General features: G+C 51.1%; 8 protein-coding genes. 7 read left to right on the forward strand and 1 reads right to left on the reverse strand.

Annotated elements, in window-relative coordinates; genetic code table 11:
* The first annotated feature begins 49 nt into the window (after positions 1-49).
* From bcsR to ACN0S4_RS10425, 7 genes are all read left to right on the forward strand, one after another.
* Complete coding sequence (bcsR, locus tag ACN0S4_RS10395) at positions 50-250, forward strand: BcsR/BcsP family cellulose biosynthesis protein (RefSeq protein ID WP_417657607.1); 201 nt, start codon at positions 50-52, stop codon at positions 248-250.
* A complete protein-coding gene (gene bcsQ / locus ACN0S4_RS10400) occupies positions 247-999 on the forward strand; it encodes a cellulose biosynthesis protein BcsQ (RefSeq protein ID WP_417657608.1) in 753 nt (250 codons plus the stop codon). Before bcsR ends, bcsQ begins: the two co-directional genes overlap by 4 nt.
* A 2-nt stretch (positions 1,000-1,001) precedes the next feature.
* The gene (bcsA, locus tag ACN0S4_RS10405; protein ID WP_417657609.1) at positions 1,002-3,587 is read left to right on the forward strand and encodes a UDP-forming cellulose synthase catalytic subunit; all 2,586 of its coding nucleotides are present in this window, start codon (positions 1,002-1,004) and stop codon (positions 3,585-3,587) included.
* Complete coding sequence (gene bcsB / locus ACN0S4_RS10410) at positions 3,568-5,832, forward strand: cellulose biosynthesis cyclic di-GMP-binding regulatory protein BcsB (RefSeq protein ID WP_417657610.1); 2,265 nt, start codon at positions 3,568-3,570, stop codon at positions 5,830-5,832. Before bcsA ends, bcsB begins: the two co-directional genes overlap by 20 nt.
* Before the next feature lies 1 nt (position 5,833).
* Entirely contained in the window at positions 5,834-6,997 is a 1,164-nt protein-coding gene (gene bcsZ, locus ACN0S4_RS10415; RefSeq protein WP_417657611.1) for a cellulose synthase complex periplasmic endoglucanase BcsZ, read from the forward strand.
* On the forward strand, positions 6,990-9,500 hold the full coding sequence (locus ACN0S4_RS10420; RefSeq protein ID WP_417657612.1) for a cellulose synthase subunit BcsC-related outer membrane protein: 2,511 nt from the start codon (positions 6,990-6,992) through the stop codon (positions 9,498-9,500). The genes bcsZ and ACN0S4_RS10420 overlap by 8 nt, the downstream gene beginning before the upstream one ends.
* 173 nt (positions 9,501-9,673) lie before the next feature.
* Entirely contained in the window at positions 9,674-12,211 is a 2,538-nt protein-coding gene (locus ACN0S4_RS10425; RefSeq protein WP_417657613.1) for a penicillin acylase family protein, read from the forward strand.
* A gap of 43 nt (positions 12,212-12,254) precedes the next feature.
* On the opposite strand, the gene ACN0S4_RS10430 is transcribed toward ACN0S4_RS10425, so the two are convergent.
* Positions 12,255-13,139: a MaoC family dehydratase gene (locus ACN0S4_RS10430; protein ID WP_417657614.1), complete on the reverse strand. Its 885-nt coding sequence runs from the start codon at positions 13,137-13,139 to the stop codon at positions 12,255-12,257.
* Between the last annotated feature and the right edge of the window lie 106 nt (positions 13,140-13,245).

Here is a 13,245-nt window from a genome sequence, read left to right on the forward strand (position 1 = left end):
ATACTGCTACCTCAAGTTCACGCGGAACTTGTATAGGCGAGGAATTACGATGACATCGATCTGGCGCGTCCACACGACAGCATCTACAGCTGAAGATATTCAGCGACTGCAAACGCAAGTAAAGCGACTCGCTGTCGACTATCAAGAAGTGGTCGAGACTGACCGTATCCAATCGATTCGCAAACGTTGGCGGCTCTTTGCTGAGCCCATCGCACAGCAGGAGTTTGAGAGCGAGGCTGAATCAACATGAAGTTGATTGCAGTCAAAGGGCTCTTCGGCGGTGCTGGTACAACAACCATCACCGCCAATCTGGCTCATGCAATGCGGCGCAGAAAGCACCCAGTTATTGCGTTAGACCTCTGTGCAACCAATAGCCTGCGCCTACACTTTGGGATGCCAATTGGTGATCCTCGCGGTTTGTTTCGCTCCGGTCAATTAGTGGAAGATCTGCGTGACGCTGCATTTGAAACTGACAATGGTCTCATCTATTTGCCGCATGGTGAGATTGATGAGCAGCCTGACCGCTCTGACATTGAAGGTATATTAGAGGGGCTTTACCAACTGCTGCAGCGGTTTGAATCGCCGCAAGAGCTCATCGTGTTTATTGACGTGCCGAATTCTGAGTCAACCATCCTCAACTGGTTAACAACACATGCTGAGCTTATGCTGCACGTGCTGACACCAGAGCCCCGTGTCTACCCAGCTTTGCGTTATTTTTCGCGAATTACGTGGCCGCAAATTCAGCATCAAGGTTTGCGTCATGCGATGCTTTTGAACCAGTGTGCGCCGCATCTTGAATTGAGCCGCGATATTGCGGACTTGTTGCGCCGTGAGCTGGATCCTCACTTGTTGGTGCCGACATTTATTCAGCGTGATCAGCATATTCCGGAAGCATTGGCGACCCAACAAACCACATTTGATTTTACTCTCGGTGCGCAAGCAAATGTTGAGTTTGCTGCTATTGCCGAGTGGCTCGAAGCCCAGCTAGAGGTGCAGTAGCCATGTTGTGGCTGGCGCAATGGCAGGAACAATGGCGAGAGGTGCGACGTAAGCAGTCGCGCTTGGCAGCCTTTTCCTATTTATTTTGGCTACACCTCGAAGTGATTTTGCTCAACACCGATGCGAGTGAGCAACTCGATCATGCTGACCAGCGGCTCCGGCTGAATTATTGGTTCCCTCATGTCAACTTTCAGCGCCCACGTTGGTTGGACCCGATTCGACTGGCACTGCAGGCTGTTTGGTTGCTGCTATTCAAAACCCAACAAGAGAGAGCGGATGGCTTGTCACGCAATAGTGACCGTACATCCATTCTGCAGCGATTAAATCCCTGGCAACACCGTAAGTTAGCGAATAAACCCGTACAATTTGCGACGTCAGGCTTCGAGCGATTTTTCCAGACTGTCTTATCACGCGAATGGATTCCATCGCAGACCCTACGTGTGTTTATCACCATTGGGGCAGCGCTCTTGGTTGCCTTGGTCATTTCGTTACCCATGGATGCCACCGACCAAGGTTTAATGCTGCTGTTCTTTTGGGCTTTGGCGCTGTGGGTGCGAAATTTACAGGGCCGCATCCCTATGTTGCTGATGGTGTTGCTGTCGGTGATTGTAAGTACGCGCTATCTATTCTGGCGGGTGACGCAAACTATCAACTGGGATATCCCGTTTGATGCGTCCTTGGGTATTTTACTGCTCATCGCCGAATCCTACGCGTGGCTGATTTTAGTCCTTGGTTATATTCAAACCGTGTGGCCGCTGGAGCGTCGAGTCGCACAGCTACCGGCTGATTCTTCGGTGTGGCCATCGGTGGACGTATATATTCCATCGTATAACGAACCTTTGAGCGTGGTTCGCAGCACCGTGGTGGCGGCAACCGCAATAGACTGGCCGCAAGATCGACTGAATATTTACGTGTTGGATGACGGCAAACGACCCGACTTTAAGGCATTCTGCGAAGAAGTGGGTGTCGGCTACATCGTACGAGCGGACAACAGTCATGCAAAGGCCGGAAATTTAAACCATGCCCTGACAATCACTTCGGGTGACTACATCACTATTTTTGACTGTGACCACATTCCCTCACGTGGCTTTCTCCAACTGACGGTGGGCTGGTTTTTTCAAGATCCTAAGTTGGCACTGGTGCAAACACCGCATCATTTTTTCTCTGCTGATCCCTTTGAACGTAACCTCTCGGTATTTCGCAGTCGGCCCAACGAAGGCGAATTATTTTACGGGCTCATTCAAGATGGCAATGACATGTGGAACGCATCTTTCTTTTGCGGTTCGTGTGCCATTTTAAAGCGTGGTCCGCTCGAAGAAGTGGGTGGTATTGCGGTTGAAACAGTGACGGAAGATGCACATACCGCTTTGAAGTTGCATCGGTTGGGATACAACTCGGCATACTTGAACATTCCTTTGGCAGCTGGTCTCGCCACTGAAAGTTTGTCGGCGCACATTGGTCAGCGCATTCGCTGGGCGCGAGGTATGGCGCAAATCTTTCGATTGGATAATCCATTACGTGGGAAGGGACTCAACTGGGGCCAACGTATTTGCTATGCGAATGCCATGTTGTACTTCTTGAATGGTATTCCACGAACCATCTTCTTGCTGGCGCCGTTAGCATTTTTGCTGCTGCACAGTTATATCGTTTTTGCACCCGCAGTGATGATTGCGATGTATGCCATACCACATTTGATTCATGCCAATTTAGCGAACTCGCGAGCGCAGGGTAATTACCGGCATTCGTTCTGGGCGGAAATGTATGAAACGGTTCTGGCTTGGTATATTTTGCGGCCAACAACGGTGGCGCTGTTTGCTCCAAAGCACGGACAGTTCAACGTCACCGCGAAGGGCGGCACTATTGAGAGAGATTATTTCGATCTCAACATCTCGCTACCCTATTTGATTCTGATCGGTCTGTCGCTCATTGGCGCCGGTTTTGGTATCTATTCTCTATTCTATGGCCCGCGGGATGAATTACTCACAGTGTCTCTGAACCTGCTGTGGATAACTTATAATCTATTTATTCTTGGTGGCGCATTAGCGGTAGCTGAGGAAGCGAAACAGATACGTGCCTCGCATCGAATTCGCGTCGATAGACCTATTAGCATCATGACCGCGAGCGAACACAGCTATGCCGCCGAGTTGGTTGACTTTGCCAGCTCAGGAGCCGGTATTCGATTCTATGATGAGCTACCGTTAGCGCCTGGCGACTCCATTCATGTGGTCATGCACCATGGCACTACTCGGCACGGTTTCCCAGCTCGAGTCGTCAGTATGCGTGGCTTGACCATTGGCGTGCGCTTTGAGTTTCCAGACAGTGCTGCGGAGCGAGCATTTTTACGGGCTACTTTCGCCCGCGCAGACGCATGGGTCGGTTGGCGATTCAACGAAACGAAAGATCAACCGCTATCAAGTTTGCGTGAAATTTTAGGGATCGGCTTGCGAGGATATCAGAACTTGGCTGTGCGCTTAGCACCGCCATTGGCTCCGGTACTCGGTTTGATCAATCGTGGATGGGGAGTCATCATGAGTGTGCTCCCGCAAGCTCCGGGTACAGGAGAGGAAGATGAATCACTGGGCGTTTAAACAAGCCAACATGCTGGCATGCCTATGGGTCGCTATGACCTTTATTGCAGCGCCAGTTGCAGCGCAGCAGCGGAATAACGATAACGACCAGACCGCACTAGAGCGCTTTGAGCCGATTACCGAGTTGCCACGCTGGACTGAGCGTTATGCGGTTGGCAGCATGACCACACAAGCTCCCTTGCGCATCAGCGGTATTAACTCGCAAATGACGATTGGCTTTGGTGGCCGGCTTGACCGTGTTGTCACTGGCGCTACGTTGCGTCTGAACTATCAAACATCACCCGCTATTATTGATGTGGTTACGCAAGTGCGGGTGTTGTTGAACAACGAGGTCACGGGCGTTATCCCGCTGCGGGCGGGTGATGCGGGAAACAATCAATCGGTGACGTTGCGCTTAGATCCGCGCTTGTTCGCACAATACAATGAACTCAGATTTGAATTGCTGAGTGAAGTGAATGTCGGGCAATGTACTTCGGCGTCACCATCTGCTTGGTTTGAAATCCTCCGTAACAGTGAATTACAGCTCGATTATCAACAGCTAAAAGTAGCCGATGAATTAGCCTTTTTTCCAGAACCTTGGTTCGATAAAAATGATTTCGGCAGCGCGTCATTGCAATTCATTTTGCCCCCGCAGCCCGAACTGCAAGAGACCGAAGCTTTAGGAATCATGGCGTCCTATTTCGGTATGCTCGCTGACTGGCGAGAACTCAAACTGGAAGTGCAGCGTATGCGCGTCGACGAACCCGATTGGGATGAAGACTGGCGCTTGCGGTGGCCGCGTAGGCACGCCATTGTGATGCTCACGAACGGCGAGCGACCATGGGCGCTACGTAACTATCCGCAGGTCACTGAACCGCAAGTCGAAATTATCGATAACCCTGCGTATCCAACCTATAAATTACTGGTGGTTGCAGCTCCAGAAGCCAGTGCACTGCGTGCTGCTACAGCAACCTTCGTGACTGGTAACCGTGGTTTGAGCGGTGCCAGCGCAACCATTAACCCAATGCCATTAGCTCCTCGCGAGGCTTATGCTGCACCGCGCTGGATTCCAATTGATCAGCCAGTCCGTTTTGCCGACTTAGTGGACCATCCAAGTGAACTGGAACGAAGCGCCTCGAATCGGTCACCAATTCAATTGGAGTTGCGTTTGCCACCGGATTTATTTACCTGGCAACAGTACGGCATTCCTATTGACCTGCGTTTTCGCTATACGCCGCCGATTGTCCGTGATGAAAGCCGTATGCTCGTGAGCGTGAATAACGAGTTCATCAAAGGCTTTACCATGACCGAGGCAGGTATCGAGAATGCCGAGGAACGAGTGCGGGTGCCGCTGATTGACGGTGGTCTATTTGCTGAAAATAACGTTCAAATACCTTCATTCAAGTTGGGCGCCATTAATCAGCTTCAGTTTGAATTCAGTTTTGGTTCGGTGAGTGACGCTTGTCGTGTTATGCCGCTGCAGAATGCTCGAGGTGCGGTTGATGGAAACTCATTGATTGATTTGCGTGGCTACGATCATTACGTTGCACTGCCGGACGTTCATTTGTTTGCGAAAACAGGCTTCCCATTTTCCAAATATGATGACTTGGCGCAGACGCGAGTTGTGGTGCCAGCACAGTTGACCGATGATATTGTTCAAACGCTAATGTCGGTGGTGGCTAAAATGAGTGCTGCGACCGGTCATCCAGCAACCCAATTGACGGTCACTACCGTTGCTGAAATTGAGCCTAGTGATGAACATGATTACTTGATTATCGGCTCGAGCACATTGCGCGAATGGCTCGACCGATTTGGCGACGAAGCGTTGCAAGCGCAGTTGCAAGGTCATGCGTTGAGCGGCCAGAACAATCTTCTGTATCAACCCGATTTGGCGTTGCAGAACAGTGGCCCAAGTGCTGCGATAGTGGGTTTTCAATCACCATTTTCGGCGCAGCATTCAGTCATCGCCATTACTGCAACAACGGATTCCTATTTGGAGCGAGTGCGAGCGGCTTTCAACGATTCCAGCAGCACCGATCAATTCAATGGGTTTATGGCAGTGTTAACGCCTGCGCGAGTGGATAGCTACGACACCATTCAACCCTACTATGTTGGCTCGCTGTCGTGGTGGAAGCGTTTTACCTATCATCTGGCGCAGTACCCCATGGTGGTAACGTTACTGGCGCTGCTGGCGGTTCTTATTCTTGCGCTGAGCATTGTGAGAGTTTTCCAACGTCGTGCGCAACAACGGGTTGTGAAGAAATAATATGCAGAGTCGCTGGCAACAGGGAATCAGAGCCGGACTCGTTGGTTTGGTGGGGCTATGCTTAGCCAGTTGCCAAGAGGCGCCTGCGCCCGAGCCGCCGGTTTCAGCGTTGCAATTTCAGTATCACTATCAACGTTTAGTGACTGACTTTATGGATGAGCAGGGACGCGTGATTGACCGCTCGGATGAGCGCTCCATTACTACTTCGGAAGGGCAGTCTTACGCGCTGTTCTTTGCGTTGGTTGCGAATGATAGAGCGCGTTTTGATCAGCTGTTGCAGTGGACGGAAGACAATTTAAGTGAAGGTGACATCACTCAGCAATTGCCGGCATGGTTATGGGGTTATGAGAATGATACCTGGGGTGTCATTGATAGTAATCCAGCCAGTGATGCTGATCTCTTTATTGCCTATACGTTGTTGGAAGCCGGGCGCTTGTGGAACGAGCCTCGATTGAGTGCCTTGGGCGAGTTAGTTGCTGATCGTATCATACGGGATGAAGTCATTGAGGTCGCTGGTCGGAGAGTTTTGTTACCAGCGCCATCTGGATTTGTAGATGAGTCAGCGCAGACCTTGCGAGTCAATCCGAGCTATTTGGCACTACCCATGCTGGACGGTTTACATACAGCCACGGGGGTCAGTGACTGGCAGGATATCTATGTCTCGAGTGCGGAAATCTATGCCATGCACCCGCATGGTCTCTATGCTGATTGGTTGCAACTCGACTTTGATTTTGTGCTGACCGCGGATCAGCCCGAACCTAGCGCGGATTACGACGCCATTCGAAGCTATTTTTGGTTAGCGTTGGAAGCTGATCGGAACGGTGATTATGCCAATTTATTGGATCAGTCGAGTGCGTTGGCACAAGAGATTGCGGCAAGCGGGCGCATTCCTGAACGTGTCGATTGGTTGGAGCCAGCCTTTCATGGAACCGGGAATTTGGGGTTTAGTGCCGTTTTGTTGCCTTATCTCGACCGCTCGAACCCAACTGCCGCGAAACTGGCTCGTGCTCGAATTGTAGCAACTGAACCAGAGCGTTACGCTGAAAGCTATTACACCACGATGTTATTGCTGTTCGGAACTGGAGTGCATGAGTGCTACCAGTTTACCGAGACGGGTCAATTGACAGTAAACTGGCAACACGCTTGGTGTGCAAGTCATGACTAAATGGTGGCAGTTGAGTGTCTGTTTGCTGTGTGTGAGCGGCTATCCGATCGCGCAATCACAAAACATCGAATCAACGTCAACGCCGTGGTCCGCAACAGAGAGTGATCCTGCCAAACGACAGTCATTACGCCTTGTCGAAGAACGGGTTCAATTGTGGTTGCAGCGCGGCCGAACCTTTCAGCTTGAAGGTGCCCTCGAGCAGTTGGAACGAGTATTGCCTCGTCACCCACTGGTGCTGGAGTTGCGCGCTAACGCTGCGTTACAAGCAGGTGATCGTGCAGCCGCACAGGCGCTACTTGCTGAAATGCAGCGCTATGCACCGAACCGTATCGAGACCATCCGCTTAAAGCAATCACTCGAACTGACCGATGAACAGTTGCAAGTGCTGGCTGAAATCCGCCTGTTGGATATTGCTGGGCGCTCCAATGAGGCGGCGCAGCGACTCCCTGAAGTGTATGCTAAGGTACCGGTAGCCGCTGACTTAGCACTTGAGTATTGGCAGATTATCGCGCGTGCAGGTGAGCGAGAACGTGCCCTGAAGGGTATGACTGAACTGCAGCAGCGTTATCCCGAGCATATCCCGACTACCCTAGCCATTTTGAATCAAAAGCTTGCCTTGAGCCTGCTAACAACGCCGGACCTACAGCAGCTAACTGGCTTAACGTTAGATTCAATATACGGAAATGCAGCTTTGAGTCTGTGGTTACGTGTACTCCCGACATTGACTCCGAGTCAGTCTGAGCTACAAGCGGTGCAACAGCTCGCTCGCTATTTTCCGAACCATGCCGAAGTACAGCGATTTCAGCGTGACCTGACGCAACAACGACGTCAGCTCATTGCCGAGCAGTCGAAGCAACAGGAGGTGGCGGACCAAGCCGAACAACAGCGTGATGCCAGAGATATCGCGAGTGACCAGCGTACTGAAGAGCCGACAACAGAATCCGAAATTATCGCAGCAACCGAACCAACACCAATAAGCGCTCCACCCGAGCCTGAACTGCCAAGCGCTTGGGATGTTGCCGACACCGCCCGCCCATTAGAAGAAGCTGGACGCGTCGAAGCAGCTCGCGAGCTCTACTTGCAGCAATTAAACGTGAATCCAGACTCGGATAGTTATTTTGCTTATGCCCTGTTCTTAGAACGAATTGGCGAATTTGCGGAAGCACAAGCTCAACTGGATCAATTGCCGGGCAGCGAGAGTGGTGAGGGCGTCATCGCATTGCAACAACGTTTGCTCGATCGCCGTCTTGCAGCTGTGCAAAATACGCGAACACAGTCAGTGGGTGGCGACTTTGTAAACATTCCAACAACGCGCCTAGAAGATCTGAGTGATCGCCGCGAGGCGGTATTGTGGTTAGGTTATGAGCGCGCTGAACGCGAGAGTACACCTGGCATTTCAACCTTGAACACGGATTCGTTTATCGTTCGTTTGACCGTGCCAATGGAGGATAACCCAACCGGTGAATGGTTTATTCAAGTGGATCCGATTCGCGCCAATGCTGGTGCTGCTGACCTCGATGACAATTTCTGGCGCAATCGCTTTGGTACTGGGCTGATTTGTGAATCAGGCTGCCCGAGTGGCATTCAACCTGAGGCCAAAGAACAAGGCGTCGCCTTTGGTGTTGGTGCTCGTTGGGATGCATGGGAATTTGATGTTGGCACTAGTCCATGGGGATTCCACGATTACGCCTGGGTCGGAGGGTTAAGTTATAGCGGTGATGTGGGCGAGTTCGGCTGGGGTGTTGAGGCACAGAGACGCATACTCACCTCAGGGTTGGTGAACTTTTCCGGTATTACCGATCCATTCAGTGGTGAGGATTGGGGTCCCGTGACCCGCAATAATCTTGGTTTTAGTATGAATTGGGATCAAGGAACTGGCTGGGGCTGGTGGGCTAATGCAGGTTTAAACTGGTTTCATGGTGATGCCACCAAAAGTAATCGCCAATGGTATGCGTATTCTGGACTCTACACGACCGTGTACGATACGGAACCCTTCGCAGTGGACCTTGGTTTGACCGGGTTGAGCTGGGGCTTTGCCAACGATCAAAGTCAAACTACGTTTGGTCAAGGCGGCTACTACAGCCCTAAACATTATGTCTCGTTAAGCATCCCGATCACACTTTATGGTCGCTATGAACGTTTGTCCTATCGGTTTCGGGCTTCGTTTGGACAATCGTCGACGCGCTTAGCTGACTCCGATTTCTTCCCGAATAATCCAGGATTGCAGGCGCAAGCGGAAGCTTTAGCGCCAATTACCGGAATCGAGCCAACGTTCGCGGGTGGTAAAGGTGGCGGTTTCGGTAGAAGCTATCAGGCCACTCTGGAGTATCAGGTAAACTCACATTGGTACGTGGGTTTCAGCACCACACTAGAGCGTTCTGAGTTTTTTACGCCCGACAATTTTATGCTGTATCTGCGCTATCACTTCGGCGGTTGGAGTTTACCTGCACGGCGTCCGCCAGCGCCGCCTCAGCGCTACGTCGACAATCCTTGGTTTGAATAAAACCGTTTCTGCGAGCGCCAAGGGTAAAGCGAAAAATACGACCAACACCATTAAAATTAAGGGTAACCGCAGAGTAGACGCGGCAAACTAACTTGCAGCTCCGACCAGTAAGGCACATACTCTTATTGTTTTTGTAACGAAAATAAAAAATACAGAACAACAAGGGTATGCACATGTCTGACACTCCTATTTTTAAGCGCAAGCTACTGGCGGCGCTATTCGTAACCTCTTCAATATTTGCTTTACAAGCCTGCGGCAGCAGCGATGATGACGATGAAGTCGTTCCACCACCACCACCGCCGCCGCCACCATCTGGTCTGGTAGCGTTTGCTCCGAATGGGAATCTAGAAGCAACAGTACGCTGGACAGATTATGGCGTGCCGTACGTTCAAGCCGAGAACCTAGAAAGTGTCGGCTACGGCGTTGGCTATGCATTCGCGCGTGACAACATTTGTATCCTCGCGGATCAGGTGATTAAGTTTAACTCACAGCGCTCGCAATACTTCGGTCCTGACCGCGTTCCAGGCTCTGGAGACTCGGATAATTTGCTGAATGATTTTGGTTATTTAACCTTGGGAATTCGCGCGAACGCAGAGGCTGGACTTGCTGAAATCAGCGAAGAAGCACAAGCGATGATTAGCGGGTATACCAGTGGTTACAATCGTTACCTAGCTGATACCGGCGTTGACAACATAGATCCTGCTTGTGCGGGCCAGCCGTGGGTGCAACCCATCACGCCAGTTGACCTCCTCACCTATGCGCAAGGTGTTGCACTGTTGCCAGGTGCTGCCAACTTTACCGGTCCATTGTTCCTCGCAACACCACCTGATCAAATGATGGGTGCAATGAACAAAGCGACTGGGAAAAGTTTTGATCTTGGCTCGTTTGACGCAGCTGATGTAACCATTCCGGACACCAATCCAACCGAAGCCGGCTCGAATGGTTGGGCTATCGGCTCCGATTTAAGTGCCACTGGTAAAGGCATGCTGATTGCCAACCCGCACTTCCCCTATACAGGGAACCAGCGTTTCTGGAGTTTCGGTGTTGAAGTACCGGGTGAGATGAAAGTTGTTGGTGGTTCACTTTCGGGTATGCCGGGCGTGGTCAATATTGGTATGACCGAGCACATGGCATGGACGCATACCTTCTCGACAGCATCGCGTTTTACTATTCACCGCTTAACGCTGGATCCGAACGACCCAGATCGTAAGACCTACTTATTGGACGGTGAACCAGTGCCGATGACCGAGCAATTCCACGAAATTCAGGTGGCTACAGGTCCGGGTACATTTGCAACTTTGCAGAAGCGTAGCTATCACAGTGAGTTTGGTCCGATTATCGTGGTTCCGGGTGCGTTACCTTGGGGCACGGATCCATTTACTGGCCAAGAAGTCGCTTATGCGTTATTTGATGCGAACTTGCCGAACCTCGATTTGTTTGATCAGTGGTTTGGTATGAACCTAGCGGAAAGCATGGAAGAGTTCCAAGCGACATTCGCGGAAAATATGGGTACCGTATTTAACAATACGATGGCCGTATCTGCAGATGGTCAAGCCTTCTTCACGGATGGTAGCTCGGTACCCAACATTGCACCTGCAGCGCTGCAGGCGTGGGGTGGCAATCAACTGTATCAAACATTAACAGGTGCTACTGGGTTACCCATATTTCCGGGTGATGACAGTGGCTTCATGCCAAATGGCAAAGTGCCATTTGAACAAGCGCCGCAACTCAACCGCACTGACTTTGTTCAAAACTCCAATGACAGCTATTGGTTGACCAACCCGGCTGCGCCTATTTCTGGTGTCTCACCATTGTGGGGACCCACTGGTAATCAGCAATCCTATCGTTCGCGCATGGGACAGAAGTTCCTTGCTGAAGGCGGTTCGGTTGATGGCCTATTCACGCGTGCCGACTTAGTGGATCGTCTCACCAATAACCGGAACTGGTTAGGAGAAGAGGTACTGAGTGACTTGCTGGCGCAATGTGAAGCGCAAGGCGATACACCCGTACAAACCGCAAATGGTTCGGTATCCATTGCGCCTGCATGTGATGCATTAGGGCAGTGGAACGGTACGATGAACTTGAATAGCGTGGGTGGTATGGTGTTCCGCGAATTTGCTTCGGAGTTCCGTCGTAACCCACAGTGGGTCAACGGTTTTGATGCCGCCGATCCAACCAATACGCCGAATACCCTCGCGGCAAACGATACTGTGCTCCAACAACTTGCTGCAGCACAACAGCGTATCGTTAACGCGGGCTTAGATGTTGCGGCACCGTTAGGCGCTGTTCAGTTTGTTGAGCGTAGCTTGCCGAATGGTCAACCGTCTGGTGTTCGCTTGCCGTGGGCGGGCTCTAATAACATCGAAGGTGGCTTCAACGTATTCAGCAGCAATATGGGCAATGATGGCACTTTACTGCGTCGCCATACCTATCCATTGCTGCCGGGGTCAAACTTGAGTGCTGCTGCTGGCGGCTACCATATTACCTATGGTTCAAGCTGGAAGTTTGCGATGGAGTTTACCGACAATGGGCCGGTTGCTGAGGGTATTTTGACTTACTCGCAAGCATCGAACCCAGAGTCTGATCACTACATTGACCAAACTGAGTTGTACTCATCTGAGCCACAGTTACGTCCAATTCTATTCAGCAATGAAGATATTGAGGCGAATACTATAGAGGTCTTGGAATTGACAGGAACCAGCGGCGAATAATTCGCCGCGCGTTCTGGTTAAAGTTCTAGCTTAAGTTCTGGCTTTAAAAGCTGAAGCTGCCTTCTAATCGTTGCAGGTGGTCTTCAGCTCCACAAATTTGATAGCGTCCCGGCTGCTGGTTGTTCGCCGGTTGCTGCCACAGCGAAATTCGCGCGGGCAACGGCACTGGGCGTTTAAATGTCACATCAATACTTCTGACTGCCTGGTTCGCTGAGCGCTCAATTTCTGCCTGCGCACGCGCAGCCATGTACATGCCATGAATGATCGGTTGCTGAAAACCAAACCAGCGCGACAAAAATGGATGTAAATGAATCGGATTGAAGTCACCAGATAGACGAGCATATTGCCGCGCTGTCTGCACACTCAAACGCCAACTTTCCACTTGTTGCCAGTCTTCGCCGGGCATAGTCGCGGTCTTAGCTTCACGCGTTTTGGTCGGCTTTGGTGCATTTTTCGGCATGACTTGGTATTCGGACACGCAGGTGACCACCAATTCATCGTCCTGATAAAACTTCACAGTGAACAACGGCCGCAAGCGCCGAGGCGATACTTTCGGTCCACGTGCAGGGAGCTTGATGGCCGCATGCATGACAAATTCAGTAGTTGGACTAATGGGCGCATGTTGTTCAAGTGCGTTGCTCACATGCACCAATCCGGGTGCTGGCCACGGAAACTCAGGATCGAGCATCTGTGCCAGATGAACACGCTGAGCTAAGCAATACATCAGAGTTAATGGCACTTCACCCACAAAGCCACCGAATGCATCGTGAAAACTCTGCAATTGCTCTGCGCTAAAAGCAGGAGCAACAAACTGACCGGCAATAGTGCTCGCTGCGGCTGTTGCTTGATCATCTCGAGCAACAGTAAATAACGAGCGAATCAGCATGCCCGGTAGTTTTGGCAGCGTAGTATTGGCTTGCGTGTGCATCTCACATCCTTTGAGTCCAAAATCGGACAATAGAATAACATAATTTTGACTTTGCTAGGCGATGCCCGCTAGCATCAAAACACACATAGTATACATGGATTTCCAG

It is taken from the genome of Pseudidiomarina aestuarii, from assembly GCF_048263735.1.
In the GTDB taxonomy this organism is placed as follows: domain Bacteria; phylum Pseudomonadota; class Gammaproteobacteria; order Enterobacterales; family Alteromonadaceae; genus Pseudidiomarina; species Pseudidiomarina aestuarii_B.

What these genes read in the sequence shown, in the direction of transcription:
- bcsR (WP_417657607.1), top strand. Translation starts at nt 50, where the DNA reads ATGACATCGATCTGGCGCGTCCACACGACAGCATCTACAGCTGAAGAT.
- bcsQ (WP_417657608.1), top strand. Translation starts at nt 247, where the DNA reads ATGAAGTTGATTGCAGTCAAAGGGCTCTTCGGCGGTGCTGGTACAACA.
- bcsA (WP_417657609.1), top strand. Translation starts at nt 1,002, where the DNA reads ATGTTGTGGCTGGCGCAATGGCAGGAACAATGGCGAGAGGTGCGACGT.
- bcsB (WP_417657610.1), top strand. Translation starts at nt 3,568, where the DNA reads ATGAATCACTGGGCGTTTAAACAAGCCAACATGCTGGCATGCCTATGG.
- bcsZ (WP_417657611.1), top strand. Translation starts at nt 5,834, where the DNA reads ATGCAGAGTCGCTGGCAACAGGGAATCAGAGCCGGACTCGTTGGTTTG.
- ACN0S4_RS10420 (WP_417657612.1), top strand. Translation starts at nt 6,990, where the DNA reads ATGACTAAATGGTGGCAGTTGAGTGTCTGTTTGCTGTGTGTGAGCGGC.
- ACN0S4_RS10425 (WP_417657613.1), top strand. Translation starts at nt 9,674, where the DNA reads ATGTCTGACACTCCTATTTTTAAGCGCAAGCTACTGGCGGCGCTATTC.
- ACN0S4_RS10430 (WP_417657614.1), bottom strand. Translation starts at nt 13,139, where the DNA reads ATGCACACGCAAGCCAATACTACGCTGCCAAAACTACCGGGCATGCTG.